Annotated in this window: 8 protein-coding genes; all 8 read right to left on the bottom strand. The window is 62.3% G+C overall.

Going from position 1 to position 17,877, the window contains the following annotated elements; all coding sequences use genetic code 11:
* Window positions 1-229: 229 nt before the first annotated feature.
* Window positions 230-1,237: a hypothetical protein gene (locus tag ABIC50_RS14215; protein ID WP_354164764.1), complete on the bottom strand. Its 1,008-nt coding sequence runs from the start codon at window positions 1,235-1,237 to the stop codon at window positions 230-232.
* Window positions 1,234-3,057, bottom strand: a complete 1,824-nt coding sequence (locus ABIC50_RS14210; RefSeq protein ID WP_354164762.1) for a tetratricopeptide repeat protein — start codon at window positions 3,055-3,057, stop codon at window positions 1,234-1,236. The genes ABIC50_RS14215 and ABIC50_RS14210 overlap by 4 nt, the downstream gene beginning before the upstream one ends.
* Window positions 3,054-3,782, bottom strand: coding sequence for a peptidylprolyl isomerase (locus ABIC50_RS14205; RefSeq protein ID WP_354164759.1), 729 nt, complete (start codon window positions 3,780-3,782; stop codon window positions 3,054-3,056). Before ABIC50_RS14205 ends, ABIC50_RS14210 begins: the two co-directional genes overlap by 4 nt.
* Window positions 3,783-3,919: 137 nt before the next feature.
* Entirely contained in the window at window positions 3,920-5,068 is a 1,149-nt protein-coding gene (locus ABIC50_RS14200; RefSeq protein WP_354165257.1) for a DUF2827 domain-containing protein, read from the bottom strand.
* 41 nt (window positions 5,069-5,109) lie between these two features.
* Window positions 5,110-6,213, bottom strand: a complete 1,104-nt coding sequence (locus ABIC50_RS14195) for a DUF2827 domain-containing protein (protein ID WP_354164757.1) — start codon at window positions 6,211-6,213, stop codon at window positions 5,110-5,112.
* Window positions 6,210-7,370 carry a DUF2827 family protein gene (locus tag ABIC50_RS14190; RefSeq protein ID WP_354164754.1) on the bottom strand — a complete coding sequence of 387 codons (1,161 nt, stop codon included), beginning with the start codon at window positions 7,368-7,370 and terminating at the stop codon, window positions 6,210-6,212. The genes ABIC50_RS14195 and ABIC50_RS14190 overlap by 4 nt, the downstream gene beginning before the upstream one ends.
* Before the next feature lie 148 nt (window positions 7,371-7,518).
* Window positions 7,519-8,214: an OmpA family protein gene (locus ABIC50_RS14185; RefSeq protein ID WP_354164751.1), complete on the bottom strand. Its 696-nt coding sequence runs from the start codon at window positions 8,212-8,214 to the stop codon at window positions 7,519-7,521.
* Between the two features lie 107 nt (window positions 8,215-8,321).
* Window positions 8,322-17,057 carry a YadA-like family protein gene (locus ABIC50_RS14160; protein ID WP_502913470.1) on the bottom strand — a complete coding sequence of 2,912 codons (8,736 nt, stop codon included), beginning with the start codon at window positions 17,055-17,057 and terminating at the stop codon, window positions 8,322-8,324.
* Window positions 17,058-17,877 lie beyond the last annotated feature (820 nt).

The raw sequence follows: 17,877 nt of genomic DNA, 5'->3' as shown, positions 1-17,877 counted from the left end.
GATTTTTGGAAGGATTGATGTTGTTTGGTTATCAATGGGCGGCGGGGATTTGATTGGACAAAAGCCCGGCTGCGCCACTGGCAGGGCAACGAACGCGCCCCGGACGATCAAAAAGAACCGGCGAGGCAGGGGAAGCCTCGCCGGCTGAAATGTCCCGGCTCAGGAGGGGGTGCCGGGACATGAACGCACGACTCAATTGAGTGGGTACGGGCGACCGGACGTCCGGGAATTACTTCACGCTGGCAGTCTTCAGGTCGGGCGAAGAAATGGCACCCGATATCACGCTGATCGACTTGACTGCTGGACGCGTCACCTGCGCAAGCGCCGACTGCATGTCCGGCCAGTGAAAGACCTTGCCCCATGCGAGAACCACAACCAGGACGGTTGCCGTCGTCAGCGCGAACACTTTCCACGTGCGGCGGGATGTCGGCTTGCCACGCTTCGCCGCGGGCCCCGCCGGCCCCATTTGTGACGGCTGCATCGCGCTGGTGAAGCGGATGTCGTTGACGAACACCTTGCCGATGTCGTAGCGGTTGTGCGCCGGAATCGGCGGCTGCGACTGCGGATGCGATCGCACGGGTGCATCGATCGCTGTCGTCCCTTCGCCGATACGAGGTCGCACCGGTTCGAAATCGGCGGTGACTGACGTGAGTCGCGTGGACACCTGATCGAGGAACGCATTCACATCCGCGTGCAAATAACCCAGCACATCGATCGAATCGTCGTTCAGATGCTCGGCAATCGTCGCGAGTTGTGCGGCGAACAGTCCCGGCAAGTCGGACACGTCAGCTTGTTCGATGAGCATATGGTGCTTGACGAGCCCGCCGACGATGGCCGCGCTCACGCAAGTGAGGGCGCATGTCGCCTGGGCCGGCACCGCAACCCGCGCGGCCACGTGATCGCTCAATTCCGTTGCATCGATGCCGGTTGCGTGTGCGACGAGCGTGAAGCCCGCATGCTCGAGCTCTTTCAATTTTCCGGTCGACTCGACCCACGTCGCGCACTCGTCGCGAATACGCGGATTGATCGTGCGCGACATGAGCGCGCCGAACACAGCGATCGTTTCATCGCGGCCTTCCGCTGCGCGGGCTGCCAATGCCGCAATCAGGATCGCCGCGGATGATGCAAACACCTGTTCGATGGCTTGCGGCGGCAATCCGACTTGTTGCGCGAGTTTCTGACGAACGACATCGTCGGCGCATGCGCGAAGCGCGGCTGAAAGATTGATCCGTTTCAATGGAGGCTCCCCGTTGGGTTCGTTGTGATGGGTTCGTGCGTGTCCCGCTTCGAGGCGAGCACCGCCAGATCGCGCGCCAACGCTTCGAACACCGGCGCCCATTCCCCGTATGCGGGCTGCCGATAAAGGCGGGTGTTCGGATACCACGGACTGTCGGCCCGCTCGGTCATCCAGATCCAGTGCGGATTCACGTCGAGCAGTACCCAGGTTGGAACGCCGAGCCCGCCTGCCAGATGTGCGATCGACGTGCAGACGGTGATGACCAGATCGAGGCTCGCGACGAGCGCCGCCGTATCGTCGAACGACGACAGACCGGATGTCGGATCGAGCAGCGGCAGCCCCGCGTTTTGCAGACGCAGCACATCGCCATGTGCATCCATCTGCAAATTGACGAACGTCACGTCGCTCATGCCCGCGAGCGCATGGACGTAATCCATCGGATCGACCGAGCGAAGCGGATTGCGCTGATGCGTCTTGCTGCCGCTCCACGCAATGCCGACACGCAATTTCCGCTCGCCTGGCAGCGCAGAACGCCAGTTGGCCACGTTCGCGCGATCGGCCTTCAGGTACGGTGTGCCGGGCAGGTCGGCCAGCCGCGCATCGAGCACGCAAGGCAGGCTGCCGACCGGCAAATGAAAGTCGAACGGCGGTAGAGGGCACTGATTGTGTGCGATGACCGTTTCGACCGCATCGCCAAGACTGCGTGCAAAAAGCGCATGCAGCGGTTCGAAACAGCAGTACACGAGCTTTCCGTGTTGCTGCCTGACGTATTGGGCAAATGCCGGGACGAAACGCATGAATTGCAATGCGTCGCCGTGGCCCTGTTCTCCCCACACAAAAATCGTTTTGCCGGCGAGCGGTTCACCGTTCCAAAGCGGAGCCGGGATGTTCGGTGAAATGTCGCGCAGTTCGGGCGATCCGGCCCACCGTGCTTCGTGATTGCGCCAGCCGTTCTCATAGTCGCCGCGCAGCAATTGCAGCATCGCGACGGTCCACACGATCGACGGGTTGTTCGGCTCGAGGCTCAGCGCACGCTGCGCGATGTCGAGCGCCGCGTCGAACCGCCCACATTCACGCAGCACGTAGGAATACGTCTGCAATGCCGTGACGTAGTTCGGCGCAAGGGCGCAAGCACGCTCCGCTGCCACGAGGCTATCGGCGATGTTGCCGGTTTTCAGCAGCACGGACGCGAGGTTCGTCCATGCCAACGCATGGTTGGGTTCTTCCTCGATCGTCGTTTCGAGCAGCTTGCGCGCCTCGTCATGCCGGCCCAATTCCAGGTAAGCCGCGCCCCAATTGTTGCGCAGCATCGGCAAGCGGGGATTCATGTCAGCCGCCTTCTCATAGGCGGCGAGCGCTTGCGCGTAGTGGCGCGCAGCGTGATTCGCGAGCCCGAGGCGGAACCAGTTGTGAGCGTCGGCAGCGAAATGCCGACACAGCACGAGCGCGATATGGGTGGCATCTTCGACGCGACTGCAACGCAGCGACGCATCGAACCAATCGATCAGCCAGCTATCACCGAGGTTTTCCTTTAACCCCACGCGATGAAACCACTCGCATGCGTCGACATCGTCTCCCAAGCGAATGGAAAGGCGCCCGCGTTCGATCAGCGCGTCGACACTGTCCGGTTCGATGTGCAGCGCCCGATCGAGCATATCTTGCGCGTCATGAAGCCGACCGCGCAGCAGCATCAACCGGCTGCACGCAATGAAGGCTCGCGGGTTGCCCGACTCGATTGCACGATCGGTATCGAGCAGGCGCGATGCGCCGATCAAATCGCTGCGCGTGATGCGGGTTTCTACGTCCGAGAGCCATTTCATTGCGATGCACTCCGCAGAATTTGAGCCGGCCGGATCTCGGCCTTTCGGGCAAGCTGGCCGATGAACGTGACGAAGGCGTCATCGTTGCGTTTGCTTTCCATCGCCTTGCGCATTGCGCCGCCGGCCTGCGCATACGACGGGATGACCGTATCGCGCCGCTCGTCGAGCCGGGCAACGATGAATCGGTCACCGACGTGCAATGGCGCGTTCGTGAACTGGCCGGGCTGCATCGTCGCGAGTGCCTGCGCGAGCGGCAACGGCAAACCGAGCGTCTGGCGTTCTTTCACCGGCAGCTTGAAGCTGATCCAACCGGTTTGCGCGTCGCTTGCGTGGCTGCGCGTCGCGACATTCGCGAACGCTTCCCCCTTTTCGAGCAACGCCAGCGCAAAGCGAGCGGTCGGTTCGTCGGCGAACGACATTTGACTGACCTTGTATTGGGTCGGTCCGAGCTGGCTGACGATTTCGTTGTAGCGCTCGCGAACTTCGTCGTCCGTAACCGGCTGCACCGGCACATGCCGGGCGACGTACAGGCGATTCTCCGTATCGACTTTCGCTTTTTGCATGGCGGCGCGCACGGGTTGTGCGTTACCCAAACCGTCGCGCTCGGCTGCCTGACGAAGCAGCTCGCGCGCGACGAGCCCCTGCAACACTTCGCCGCGAGCCGATTCGGGGCGCCCGGTCATCGCTTCGTCCAGTTCGACGCGATGCAGCGCGACGCCGTTCACCGTCGCGACCACATCATCGGAAGCCGCCGACGCGGCGGGAGCGTGCAATGTCGCCGCCATCATTGCGAGTGCCACCCAGCCTGGCACGCGCGGCGTTCGAATGCTTCGCATGGTTGTTTTCCTCCTGTGTTTTTTTGTCAGGCCGCAATCGATTCGAATCCGGGCTTCACGAGCTGACCGAGCAGTTCGTCGTAACGGGCAATGAGCGGTTGGTGGGTGGCAAGGAACGGCGCAATGGCGGCACGCTGACGCTCGCGGTATGCGTCGAAATCGTCGTCGTGATGCTTGATCGCGTGAACGAGCTGCTTCGCCCCCGCGTCGATATCGCTGTCCGCGTAGTAGTACCCGACGTCCTTGCAAAGGTGCGCGTTGTGCACGAGCGCATAGCCGTTCCATGCCACGTCGAAATAGAAGTAGTTGAGCGCCAGGCCCCACTGATGCGACACGACGATATCCGTGTGATCGGCGAGAAACTGCGGTGTATCGTGCCGGCCGACGAAACTGACCTTGCCGTCGCGCACGAGGTCGAGGTAATGGGCGATGCCGATGAATTCCGGGCACGAGCGCGCCAGATGCTCGGCATTGGTCACGTGGACGAACCCCATCCGCTCGCCGATTTCCCGATAGGCGCGCTCCGCGATCAAGAGCGGATTGAGGCAGAACTTCAGCACGTCGATATTGGGCTCCATGACGGAGACGCGCATCGCCGCTGCTCGTCCCGGTCGATACTCGCCTTTGGACGGTAAATGGTGCGTACGCATGTCGAGACACATCGGGTCCCACACGAAAGGCACCGGCACCACTTCCTGGCGGCGAAGCACGCCCAGAAAACCGGCCGTCGTCTCCATCACCTGCGGGATGACCCAAACCTGGTCATAGTTCTGATTGATGAACACGTGATCGGTCAGGCGGCGGCCGAAGATCATCGCTTCGGTCATCTGTACGTACTCGGGCCCGCAGCAGTAGCTGACGATCTTCGTGTGCTGCGATTTCAGGTACGCGGTCTGCTCGTTGCTGATCTGGCCGCCCAGCTCGATCAGCACGTCGAGCGTGTCCTTTTCTTCTTCGAACGTGCACGTGGGAAACTGTTCGAGATCCCAGGGCAGGGCGGAAGTGATCGGCACGTCCGTGGTGTTGACGAGCACGACATCGTGACCCAGCGGCGAATGCTGAAAGAGCTTCGCGAGATACAGCGCGTTCTGCTTGATGCCGTTGACCCACAGGCTTTCGTTCGCATGGCGAAGCCCGATGGTGATGCCGATGCGTAATCCGCATGGAAACTTCATCATTACCCTCCGTCGTTTTCTCTGATGAACCAGCCAGTCACTCAACCACTTACCGCCGCCGCGATCGCGGCGCTGTATTGCTCGACATTCGCGGGCGCCAGCGGATCGAGCGTCGCGAGAAAGCCCCGCGCTTTCGTCTTGTAGTCGTCGAGATTCGCGTCGTGTACCGCGAACGCTTCGCGAAGCGCCAACGCACCGTCTTCGCAATCGAATCCTTCGTATCGATACCCGCAACCGCGCAACAAATCGGAGTTGTGGATCAGCGGGTAGCCGCCGTGCAGCGCTTCGTAATAGATGTAGTTCTGCGTGTTCTCCCACGTGTGCGACACGATCGCATCGGCTTCGCGCGTGAGAATTTCGTGGACGGGCAAACGCGGCTCGAACGTCGCGCGACCCTGCACAACCAGGTCGAGACTGCGTGCGAAGCCCACGAATTGCGCATCGCTTTTCAGTTGCATCGTGTTGAACACGCGCAGGTATTCGATGAGATCCGGCTGTTGACGGTGTGCGAGGTCGGCCACCAGCATCGGAATATGCGACGTCTTGACCATGCATATATTCGGTTCGAGCACGGCGATACGCCAGCGCGAGCGGCCTGCCTGATATCCGAATCCGCCGTCGGTCGCGCGCTCCACGAAGGCCGGGCTCCACAGGTGCTGCATCGCCGTGACGGGCGCGCGCAAAGCCGTTTCGTAGTAGCTGGCGCACGTCTTCTCGAATGCCGGAAGCGTCCAGATTGCGCTGTACGGCGTGCCCGAGACGAGCATCCCGTGAGGCAGCGCGAACATCATTCGCTCGATATCGATCACGTAATCGTTCGCGACGCGCATGCCGATGACGCGACCGCCTTTCTCCCGGAAAGCGCGTGCCCAGTCGGGATTGAGTTGCGCGCTCAGTTCGATAATCACGTCGAGCTTCTGTCGCGCGGTGTCGAGATCGATCACCGGGACCGGTGCAAACTCGAGAAATTGCGCGGCGGATGCGGGATCTCCGTCGCCGCCGTTCACGAGATACACGGATTCGATGTTCGGTGCATGCTTGAGCAGCATCGCGAGGAAGTAGCAGTTCTGGAAGATGCCGTTTTCCCAGATCGATTGTTGCCCCTTGCGCAGGTAAATCGTCACACCGACGTTCAGCTTGTTCATGCGACGACTCCCGGTGCAACGCAATTCCGCGCAGTTTTGCCGGTCAGCGCGAGCAGGCGGCGCGCGTACACGGAGCAGTTCGCGGTTGCGCGGGGCGCGAGCGACACGAGAAAGCTGCGCGCGCGCTGTGTGTAGTATTTGTGCTCGGTGTCGTGGCGCTGAACGGCACGCAGCAGCTGCACCGCGCCCGCCTCGATATCGGATTCCGGGTAAAAATAACCGAGGCTCGACAGCCACGGCGAGTTATGGATGAGCGGATAGCCCCCGTACAGCGCGTCGAGATACAGGATGTTCTGATCGTTCTGCCATTGGTGCGCTATCAGAGCGTCCGCGTTTTGGCTCATGAAGCCGGCGAAATCGTGACGGCCATCCAGCCGCACCCGCTCGGCGCGGCTCAAATCCATCGAATTCAGGAGAAACGAGAACGACGCGTGCTCGCGCATTTGGATGCTGTTGAGCACGTGCAATCCGCGAACCGCGTGCTGGTCTGCGCGAAACGCCGCCTCACCGATGAGCATCGGGATCACGCAGCATTTCACAACCGAAATATTGGGCTCGAAGACGGCGAAGCGCAGCCCACGCGGGCCGGTTTCGCCGCGAGTCGAGCGGGATTCGTATCCGAAGCGCAGTCCGGCCTGTTCGATCGCCTGAATACGCTGTTCGATAAACGTGCTGTCCCACAGAAACGGCACTTCGTGCACGGGGCAACGGTGCAGGGTGCGCAGCATCGGCATCAGCGTGCGATCCTTGCCCAAAATCCAGATTTCATCGCAGCGATTCGCGCGCGAGAAATAGCCGCTGCGTTGAAATACGCTTGGCTCGACAAGACCGACGTAAGGCTGACCACAGCAGAAGAACACGACCTTTTTGCCTTGCGCTCGCGCATAGTCGAGCCATTCCACGTCGAGCCCGCCGCCCATTTCGAAGATCACGTCGGGCGGCTCCGGAAGATCGCGTGGCGCGACGAGCGGGATGTCGCCGGCGAGTGCGATGGCTTCCGGCGGCAAGGATGGCTGATCGCCGCAGTTCAGAAGCACGATATCCGCCACGAAAGGCAACTCGCGCAGCAGCTGCACAAAATAGAAGATGTTCTGACCTAGCCCGTTTTCCCATATGGATTGACCCGCGTGCGTGAGTACGGAAATTCCAATCTTCATGTTCTGGTTCTCAGGGTTTTCGTTGTGTTGAGTAACGACTCAACAAATCCGGTTATCGGCAGGGCGGAACGGTGAAATACGGGAAAATTTTACGGGCCGAGTCAGATACTCAAAGCCTCGAATCATGCGTTTCTCATTGACTCAAGCATCATTCGAGCGTGATGTCCACGCGGCGATTCTTCGCGCGTCCGGCCGGTGTTGCATTGCTCGCCACGGGGTTGTTCTCGCCGTAGCCGCGCACGTCGAATTTCTGTGCCGCCAGGCCGTGTTCACGCAGATATTGCGCAACGGATTGAGCGCGCCGCTGCGACAACTGTTGATTATGTTCGGCGGTGCCGGTCGAGTCGGTATAGCCGCTGATCGTCACGGTTTTGAATGGCGTACCGTGTGCCGCTTCGATCAGCGCATCGAGCTTGTCGCGAGCATCCGCCTTCAGCGTCGATTTGTCCGTGTCGAAGTTGGCGTCACTGTCGAGTGTGATGTGCTTCGCGGTAACAGGGGCAGCCGCGACGGGCGCCGGGACCGGCGCAGGTTTTACCGCGGCCGGCGGCGCGGGCTGAGCCGGCGTCGCGCACTGGAACGTCAGGATCCGCACGTCCCGCGGATTCTGCTCGTCACCCAGCGGTGCCACTGCTTCGAGCGGCTGCACCTGCTTTTTGCCGCACATTTCCACCGCTTCGGAATAGCACGCTTCCTGCCCTTCGAAAAGACCATGACAATCGACGCGGTACGCCTGTTGCCCGTTCGGCATGCTGACGCGATACGCATTCCACGTCGGGCCTTGTGAAGCGCAAGCCGCCAGCAGCACGGTTACACCGATAACAAGAAGGGATTTCACTGACATTTTTGGTTTCCTTGTTTGATTTGCCTGATCGGTTGCGCGGAACGGACCTGAGAGAGCGTCCGTTCCGCGCGTCACAACGTCATCGCATTACGGCTTCGCTGGAATCGTTACCACTGGTAGGACGCGCCGACGCCGTAGGACTGACCGCCGCTGCTGATACCGACACCGCCGCGCACCTTCAGGTTGTTGGTAATGCGCGCGGTGAAGCCGATGGCCGTCGCGCCGTAACCCTGGAAGCTCGCGCCGCCGATACCGACCGAAATCGTCTTGCCCTGGTCGACATCGGGGATCATCGTCAACGCAGTCGCGGCAGCGACACCGCCGTATGCCTTGCGGGCAACCGAATTGATGGAGTTGCTCAGGTCGTTCCGCACGTTCTGCAGTTGCGACATGTTCACGCCATCGGTCGGGTTGATGCCCGGCCCGACGTTGGTCAAACGGCGTTCGTTGCCGGCCGAGCCGATGGACACGGTGTTTTCCTGGTCCGCGACGGAATCCTTGCCCAACGCAACGGAATTGCGTCCGCTCGCGATCGCACCGGCGCCCAACGCGGTCGCGTTGTCGCCCGATGCAGTCGAGTCGACGCCCATCGCGCTCGATTTCGCGCCGGTCGCGTTCGCGTGGTAGCCGATCGCCGTTGCAGCATTTCCAGCGGCGTTTGCCTTGTTGCCGAATGCGGAAGCATTGACGCCCCCGGCGGTCGCGTTCACGCCAATCGCGACAGCATCGGTACCCGTTGCGCCATCGTTGTTGTAGTTCCCGCCTTGCGTGCCGTTGTCGTTGATGCTGACGTAGTGCGGCTTCGCCGCACCGATCGCGCCAATTGCAGTCGACAGCGACGTGATGCCGGTGCTCGTGCTCGTGCTGAGCGAATCAAGCCCGCTCGTGACGGTGGAAAGACCCGTCGAAAGCGAACTCATACCGGTGGACAGCGACGACATACCGGTGCTCGTGGACGTGCTCAGGCTCGACACAGCGGTGCTGGTCGAAGTGGACAACGAGCTGACGCCCGTGCTCAGGCTCGATACCGAGGTCGACGTCGAAGTCGAGAGCGACGTGACCGAACTCGTCACGGTCGAAAGACCCGTCGACAACGAGGACACGCCCGTGCTCAGCGAAGAAATGCCGGTGCTGGCCGACGTGCTCAACGAAGACATCCCGGTGCTCAGGCTGGAAGTTCCCGTCGAAGTCGACGTCGAAAGCGACGACAGGCCGGTACTCAAGCTCGAGACGCCCGTGCTCAGCGAAGATATGCCGGTGCTGGTCGACGTCGAGAGCGAATCGATTCCGCTCGTCACCGTCGAAAGTCCGGTCGAGAGCGAACTGACGCCAGTCGAAAGCGAGCTGATACCGGTGCTGGTCGAGGTCGACAGCGAGTCGACCGAGCTCGTCACCGTGGAGAGGCCCGTGCTGAGCGACGAAACACCGGTGCTCAGGCTGGACACCGCCGTGCTCGTGCTCGTGGACAGCGATGACACGCCGGTGCTGAGCGAAGAGATGCCGGTGGAAGTCGACGTCGACAGCGACGAAAGGCCGGTGCTCAGGCTGCTCACGCCCGTCGACAGCGACGACACTCCCGTGCTCAGCGAGGAAACCGCCGTGCTCGTGGAAGTCGAGAGCGAATCGACACTGCTCGTCACCGTCGACAGGCCGGTGCTCAAGCTCGACACCGCGGTCGACGTGGACGTGGACAGCGACGAAACACCGGTGCTCAACGACGAAACCGCCGTGGAAGTCGACGTGCTCAACGACGAAACGCCCGTGCTCAGGCTGGAAACCGCCGTCGAAGTCGACGTGCTCAACGAATCGACGCTGCTCGTCACGGTCGACAGGCCGGTCGACAGCGAGCTGATGCCCGTGCTCAGGCTGGAGATGCCGGTACTCGTGGAAGTCGAAAGCGACGACACGCCGGTACTGAGGCTCGATACCGCCGTGGACGTCGACGTCGACAGAGAAGACACGCCCGTGCTCAACGACGACAGGCCGGTAGACAGCGAGGAAATGCCCGTGCTGGTCGACGTCGACAGCGAGCCGATCGCGGTGGACGTGGACGTGCTCAACGAATCCACGTTGCTCACGACCGTGGACAGCCCCGTGCTCAACGAAGAAATTCCCGTCGACGTCGAGGTCGAGAGCGACGAAACACCCGTGCTCAGGCTCGAAACGGCGGTCGAAGTCGAAGTCGACAGCGACGAGATTCCCGTGCTCGTCGACGTGCTGAGCGATTCGATCGACTGGTTGGTCGCATCCAGCTGTGAACCATTGATTGCGTCCGTGCTGTCCTTCGAAATCTGACCGGCCGCCACGTTCGTCACCTGGCGTTCCTGGCCCGGTGCGCCGACGCTCACCACGCCGACCGGATTCGCACCCGCGAACGAGTACGTCGTGCCGCCGATCACCGCACTCGGCGTCGGGTGTGCGACGTCCGTGATCGAGCCTGCACCCAATGCGACCGAATTGTCGTTCTTCGCATTGGCGCCGTCGCCGATCGCAACCGCGCCCGCGCCGCTGGCGGTGGCGTTCGTACCCGCCGCCAACGCATTCAGGCCGGTTGCACCGTCGTTGTTGTAGTTGCCTTCCTGCACGCCGTTGTCGTTGACGGAATAGTAGTGAGTCTTGCTTGCAGAAATAGCGGTGGACAACGAAGAAATGCCGGTGCTGGTCGAAGTCGACAGTGACGATACGCCGGTCGAAAGCGAATCGATCCCGCTCGTGACCGTCGAAAGGGCAGTGCTGGTGGACGTGCTCAAGCTGGAAATGCCGGTCGACGCACTCGTGCTGAGCGAAGAAACACCGGTGCTCAGCGAGCTTGCCACCGTCGACGTCGACGTGCTCAGTGACGAAATGCCCGTCGACGCCGAGGTCGACAACGACGAAATACCGGTGCTGAGCGACGACACGCCGGTGCTCAACGACGAAATGCCGCTGCTCGTGGACGTGCTGAGCGAATCGACGGCGCTCGTCACCGTGGACAGGCTTGCGCTGACGCTCGAGATCCCGGTCGACGCAGAAGTGGAGAGCGACGAGATGCCCGTGCTTGCCGACGTCGACAGCGAACCGATGCTGCTCGTGACGCCCGAAATGCCGGTGCTCAGGCTCGAAACTGCCGTGCTGGTCGACGTCGACAGCGAATTGATTCCGCTGGTGACCGTGGACAGACCCGTCGAAGCCGACGTACTCAGCGAAGAAATGCCCGTGCTGAGTGAGTCAATGCCGCTCGTCACCGTCGACAAACCGGTGCTGGTCGACGTCGACAATGACGACATGCCGGTCGACAGCGAAGAAATGCCCGTGCTCGTGGACGTGGACAGGGTTTCGATCGCCGTATTGGTCGCGTAAAGTTGCGAGCCGTTGATCGCATCGGTGCTGTCCTGCGTGATCTGGCCCGCGGCCACGTTGGTGATCTGGCGTTCGGCATCCTTCGCGCCGACGCTCACGACGCTTTGCGGATTTGCACCTGCGAACGTGTACGCATTTCCCCCGATCGTCGCACCCGCAGTCGGCGTTGCGGCGCCGGTAACGGAACCGGAACCGAGTGCTACGTCGCCGGCATTCGTGGCCGCTGCGCCCGAGCCGATCGCAACCGACGTTGCGCCGGCCGCGTTCGCGTTGTTGCCCACCGCGACGCTTGCCGCGCCGCCCGCCGTTGCACCGACGCCGGCCGCCAGCGCATTGATACCGGTTGCGCCGTCGTTGTCGTAGTTCGCGCCTTGTACGCCGTTGTCGTTCACGGAGTAGTAGTGCGTCTTGCTCGCTGAAATCGCGGTAGACAGCGAACTCGTTGCGCTCGACAAACCGGTCGACAGAGAACCAATCCCGCTCACGACGGTTGAAAGACCCGTCGATGTCGACGAAGAAACGGAGCTGATGCCGCTTGCGATCGTGGACAGGCTGGCCGACGTTGCCGTGCTGAGCGACGACATACCGGTCGACAGTGACGACACGCCCGTGCTCAACGATCCGATATTGCTGGAGACCGTGGACGAGGCGGTGCTGGTCGACGTGCTCAACGACGAAATGCCGGTCGAGGCCGAAGTCGACAGCGACGACAAACCGGTGCTCAGCGAGCTCACGCCCGTGCTGAGGCTGGAAACCGCCGTGGAAGTGGACGTGCTCAGGCTCGACACACCGGTGCTCAAGCTCGACATTCCGGTCGATGCGGACGTGCTCAGCGACGAAATGCCGGTGCTGGCGGACGTGGACAGCGACGCGACGTTGCTGTCGGTGGTCGAAAGACCGGTCGACAGCGAATTGATGCCGCTGGTGACGGTCGACAGGCCCGTACTGGTCGACGCGCTCAGCGACGAGATGCCCGTCGATGCCGACGTGCTGAGCGAAGACACGCCGGTGCTCAACGACGAAACACCGGTGCTGAGGCTCGACACCGCCGTGCTCGTGCTCGTGGACAGCGACGACACGCCCGTGCTCAGGCTGGAAACGGCCGTCGACGTGGAAGTCGAAAGCGTGTCGATCGCGGTGTTGGTGGCGAAGAGTTGCGAGCCGTTGATCGCGTCGGTGCTGTCCTGCGTGACCTGTCCGGCGGCGACGTTCGTGATCTGACGTTCGCTGCCCGGCGCCCCAACGCTGACGACGCCTGCAGGCGCGGCGCCCGCGTATTGATACGTCGTGCCGCCGACCGTGCCGCTCGTGGTCGGAACAGCCGCGGCGGTCACGGAACCATTGCCCAGCGCAACCGAATTCGCGGTCGAGGCACTGGCGCCCTGACCAATCGCGACAGCGTTCGTCGCGGTGGCCTCTGCGCCGTCACCCACGGCCACTGCGCTTTGTCCGGCTGCATTCGCGGCATAGCCGACGGCCGCCGCATTGCTTCCGGCTGCGGTGGCGCCGACACCTGCCGCGATGGCATTGATGCCGGACGCCCCGTCGTTGTTGTAATTGCCGCCCTGGACGCCGTTGTCGTTGACGGAATAGTAGTGCGTCTTGCTGGCGGAAATGGCCGTCGAAAGCGAGCTTGCAATCGTGGAAGTCGACGTGCTCAACGAGGAAACACCGGTGCTGAGGCTGCCGATACCGGTGCTCGCGCTCGTGGACAGCGACGAAATGTTGCTGATCGCGCCGGACAGGCCGGTGGACAGCGAGCTGGCGGTCGTACTGGTGCTCGTGGACAGCGACGAAAGACCGGTACTCAGGCTGGAAATGCCCGTCGAAGCGGACGTGCTAAGTGAGCTGACGCCCGTGCTCAACGAGGACATGCCGGTCGAAGCCGAGGTCGACAACGAAGACAGGCCGGTGCTCAAGCTCGATACGCCGGTCGACAGCGAGGACACGCCCGTGCTCAGGCTGGACACAGCGGTCGATGCGGAAGTGGAAAGCGACGACACCGCCGTGCTTGCGGACGTGGACAGCGACGACAAACCGGTGGACAGCGAGCTCACACCCGTGCTGAGCGACGACACGCCCGTGCTCAGGCTGGAAATCCCCGTGCTCGCACTCGTGGACAGCGAATCGACTGCGAGGTTCGTTGCATTGAGTTGCGAACCGTTGACCGCGTCGGTGCTATCCGGGCTCAGCTGACCGGCCGCTACATTCGTGATTTGTCGTTCCGAACCTTTCGCGCCGACACTGACGACGCTTTGCGGGTTGGTGCCGGCAAACGCGTATTGCGTGCCGCCAATCGTTGCGTTCGGCGTCGGATTGGGCGTGCCGGTCACGGAGCCGGTGCCCAGCGCGACATCGTTCGCGTTCGTCGCCGTGGCGCCCGAACCGAATGCGATGCCACCGCTGGCCGCTGCGGCGGAAGCGTTACCCAATGCGATCGAACCGGTGCCCGTGGCGCTGTTCGAATTGCCCATCGCGAGTGCACCCGTGCCGTTCGCCGTATTGTTCATACCGACCGCGACGGCCCCGTCGCCGATCGCCGAATTCGGATCGCCGATCGCAACCGCGCCGTTACCGCTTGCCGTCTGCTGGTTGCCGATCGCAACGGCGCTGCCGCTCAGCACGGCCGACTTCGAACCGATGGCCACCGAGCCGGGGCCGGCCGTTGCCGCGACGCTGTTACTGTCACCCATGGCGACGCTGGAAGCAGCCAGTGCCTGCGAGTCGTAGCCCACCGCCGCGGCATTCACGCCGCCCGCCGACGCCCCTACGCCTGCGGCAATTGCGTTGACACCGGTTGCCCCCTTGTTATCGTAATTGGCGCCCTGCGTTCCACCGTCATTGACGCTGTAGTAGTGCGTTTTGTTCGCATCGACCGCGGTGCTGAGCGATGCGACGTTGCTGTTCGTCGTGGACAGGCCCGTGGACAGGCTGCCGATACCGGTCGATGCCGAAGTCGACAGCGAGTTGACCGCGCTGGTCACACCGGAAATGCCGGTGCTCAGCGACGAAATCCCGGTGGATGCGGAAGTCGACAACGACGAAAGGCCCGTACTCAACGACGAAACACCGGTGCTCAACGAGCTGGCGACCGTCGACAGCGACGACACGCCCGTGCTGAGACTGGAAACGGCGGTAGATGTCGACGTGCTCAGCGAGGAAACTCCCGTCGACAGCGACGACACGCCCGTGCTCAAGCTGGAAACAGCGGTCGATGTGGACGTGCTCAACGAATCGACGGCCTGGTTCGTTGCGTTGAGCTGCGAGCCGTTCACGGCATCGGTGCTGTCCGACGTAAGCTGTCCGGCCGCGACGTTCGTGATTTGACGTTCTGCGTCTTTCGCGCCGACGCTCACCACGCTTGCCGGTTTCGCGCCTGCAAACGTGTACGCATTGCCACCGATCGTTGCACCCGCGGTCGGGTTTGCCGCTGCCGTCACCGAACCGGAGCCCAACGCCACATCACCGGCATTCGTCGTTGCTGCATTCTGGCCGATCGCGACGGAACCGGCCGCCGCGCCGTTTGCCGAATCGCCGAATGCCACGGCGCTCGTGCCGCCTGCGGTCGCATTCGTGCCGACGGCAATCGCATTTACGCCGGTCGCGCCTTTGTTGTCGTAGTTTCCTTGCTGCGTGCCGTTGTCGTTGATGCTGACGTAATGCGTGCGCGTCGTGGAAACGACCGTACTCAGCGACGACACGTTGCTGTTCGTCGTGGACAGTCCCGTCGAAAGGGAAGACACGCCCGTGCTCAAACTCGATACACCGGTCGACAGCGAGCTGACACCCGTGGACAGACTGGAAACGCCGGTCGACAGGGAGCTAACGGCTGTCGATGCGGAAGTGGACAGCGACGCGACGTTGCTGTTCGTCGTCGAAAGGCCGGTGCTGAGCGAACTGACGCCCGTGCTCAAGCTCGACATTCCGGTCGATGTGGAGGTCGACAGCGAATCGAGGTTGCTGTCCGTGGTGGAAAGGCCGGTGCTCAGGCTCGAAACAGCCGTGGAAGTCGACGTCGACAGCGAGTCGATCGCGGTGTCGGTCGCGAAGAGCTGCGAACCGTTGATTGCGTCGGTGCTGGTGCCCGTGACACGACCCGCGGCGACGTTCGTGACTTGCCGTTCCGCGCCGACTTTGCCCACACTCACGACACTCGATGGCGTGCCCCCGGCATACGTGTACGACTTGCCGCCGATGCTGCCGGTCGCCGTGGGATTGGCCGCAGCCGTCACCGAGCCGGTTCCCAACGCGAGACTGTTCGCGTTGGCAGCGGTTGCGTCCTGACCGATCGCCATGGCGCCGGCGAGTGAAGCAGTCGCTCCCTGACCGATCGCGGTTGCGCCGGCGGCCGATGCAAGCGCTGCGCCGCCCAGCGCAAGCGAATTTCCACCGACAGCCGAAGCGGCATTGCCGAGCGCCACATCGTTGCTGGTCGACGCGGTGCCGGCCGCCCCCGCAACTGCATTGGTGCCCGCCGCGAATGAATCGGTCCCGTTTGCCTTGCTTCCCGAGCCGATGGTAATGGCGCGAAGCCCTGACGCGACTGCCGATACACCGATCGCCGTCGCATTCGTATTCGATGATGTGGAATTGATGCCGATGACAGTCGCGTTGACGCCGGACGACTCCGCGCCGTTACCGATCACGAGCGAATTCGTGTTGCTGCCGACCGCGGAACTGCCGATCGCCATCGAGCCCGTGCCGCTTGCGGTTGCCAACGAGCCGATGGCGGTGTTGTTCGTGCCCGTCGCGATTGCGCCGGCGCCTACGGCGGTCGAGTTTCCCCCGCTTGCGGTCGCTGTTGCACCGAGCGCCATGCTTGCAATTCCTGAGGCTGATGCCGAATGTCCAAGCGTGACGGAATCTGTTGCTGAAGCGATCGAAGCAGCGCCAAGGGAAAGGCCGTAGTCACCGGTTGCCAGCGCTCCCGCACCGATCGCCGCGCTACTCGCTCCGACGGTTTGCGCGGAAATCCCGATCGCCGCGCTTGCTTCACCGCTGGCGCGTGAACCCGAACCGAACGCAACTGCGTTCAGGCCGGTCGCGCGCGCCGAAGTACCGAAGGCGGCGGAACCTTGTGTCGAGGCGACCGCGAAGATCCCCATCGCCGTGGCATTGATGCCCGTTGCCTGCGTGTCCGCACCTACCGCGGTCGTCCCCGATGCACCCGCCGTGGCGCCGCAACCCACGGCAACGCTTTTGAACGCCGCAGTGACCGTCGACTCCGAACATCCGGTCCCGGGGATATTGACGACCTGCGCATACGCTTCGTCGGGAGCGCTCAGCCCGGCAACCACCGCGACCGCTGCGACCGTCAGCACACTCAGCGCCGGCATCCCATCCAGGAAGCCATCCACGATGCCGACACCCATGGCGCCGATGCTCGAGCCCGGTGAGGTAGTGACGACACTGCTGGCGCTTTTGCCGCACGCCGAGTCCAGTTCGGACACAGCGACCCACGCGCCGAGAGCATCGTTCCATATGGATCGATAGTTCTTGTTCATTCTCTGATTCCTGTTGACGAAGGTTTGCGCGCCTACAGCAATGCGCCCCGTTCTCTCCCGCGACAGCCACCGCGTTCACGCACCGGGAGGTTCGTGCGTGTTAAATGCGCCATCCTTTATTACTCAAAAACTCCGCGGCGATCCTAACGTAAACAACACGAAAAACGTATATGAGTGGATGAGTAAAGGAGTTAATCAGGAGTGGAATTGAGTTATTCAAAAACCCAATTGAATTAAGGTGTTACGGGCGTGCAATATTTTCCGAAGCCTTATGCTGCGGGGCGGGGCGGTGTGTTATTCCGCGAAGCCGGGCGTGAATCGAAGATATAAAAGAGCTGATTTAATGCGCGGCAAGTGGTGAAAGTTCCAAGCATGGAAAATGCGGTCGTGTCTTTCTCGCCACACATGATTAAGAATATTTAAGGATTTTTAAGGTGTGGCGGCGACCTGTTCTCGATATCTATCCGGCAAATGCATCGGGCGGGTGATTTCCGTGCGCGTGATCGCGGTGCCGTCTGCAGTGCCGGCGGCTATGGCAGCAAGCGACGCGTTGTGCGATTCCAGATACACGTGCGGCTGTTTTTGCGGTCACTCGGTGCGCCATGCCGCTGACCGGTACGCCCGACGTTGCCAGAGCAAACGGGTCCTCGTTGGTGTCGCCGCTTTCGTGTGCAGGCGTGGGTTCTGGTTCGATGCGCGTCGGCTGCCGTCGCGGTTGCGGTAGGCGTGATCGCGACGCGCGAGGCTTGCGCGCAGGGCCCCGAATCGCGGCGCCGATGCGCGCAAACGATCACGTCGAGCTGAATACGTTCGCCGAACG

The sequence above is a fragment of the Burkholderia sp. 567 genome, from assembly GCF_040545115.1.
In the GTDB taxonomy this organism is placed as follows: Bacteria; Pseudomonadota; Gammaproteobacteria; order Burkholderiales; family Burkholderiaceae; genus Burkholderia; species Burkholderia ambifaria.
This window is presented reverse-complemented; position numbering and strand designations above follow the sequence as displayed.

What these genes read in the sequence shown, in the direction of transcription:
- ABIC50_RS14210 (WP_354164762.1), bottom strand. Translation starts at nt 3,057, where the DNA reads ATGAAATGGCTCTCGGACGTAGAAACCCGCATCACGCGCAGCGATTTG.
- ABIC50_RS14195 (WP_354164757.1), bottom strand. Translation starts at nt 6,213, where the DNA reads ATGAACAAGCTGAACGTCGGTGTGACGATTTACCTGCGCAAGGGGCAA.
- ABIC50_RS14190 (WP_354164754.1), bottom strand. Translation starts at nt 7,370, where the DNA reads ATGAAGATTGGAATTTCCGTACTCACGCACGCGGGTCAATCCATATGG.
- ABIC50_RS14185 (WP_354164751.1), bottom strand. Translation starts at nt 8,214, where the DNA reads ATGTCAGTGAAATCCCTTCTTGTTATCGGTGTAACCGTGCTGCTGGCG.
- ABIC50_RS14160 (WP_502913470.1), bottom strand. Translation starts at nt 17,057, where the DNA reads ATGAACAAGAACTATCGATCCATATGGAACGATGCTCTCGGCGCGTGG.
- ABIC50_RS14200 (WP_354165257.1), bottom strand. Translation starts at nt 5,068, where the DNA reads ATGAAGTTTCCATGCGGATTACGCATCGGCATCACCATCGGGCTTCGC.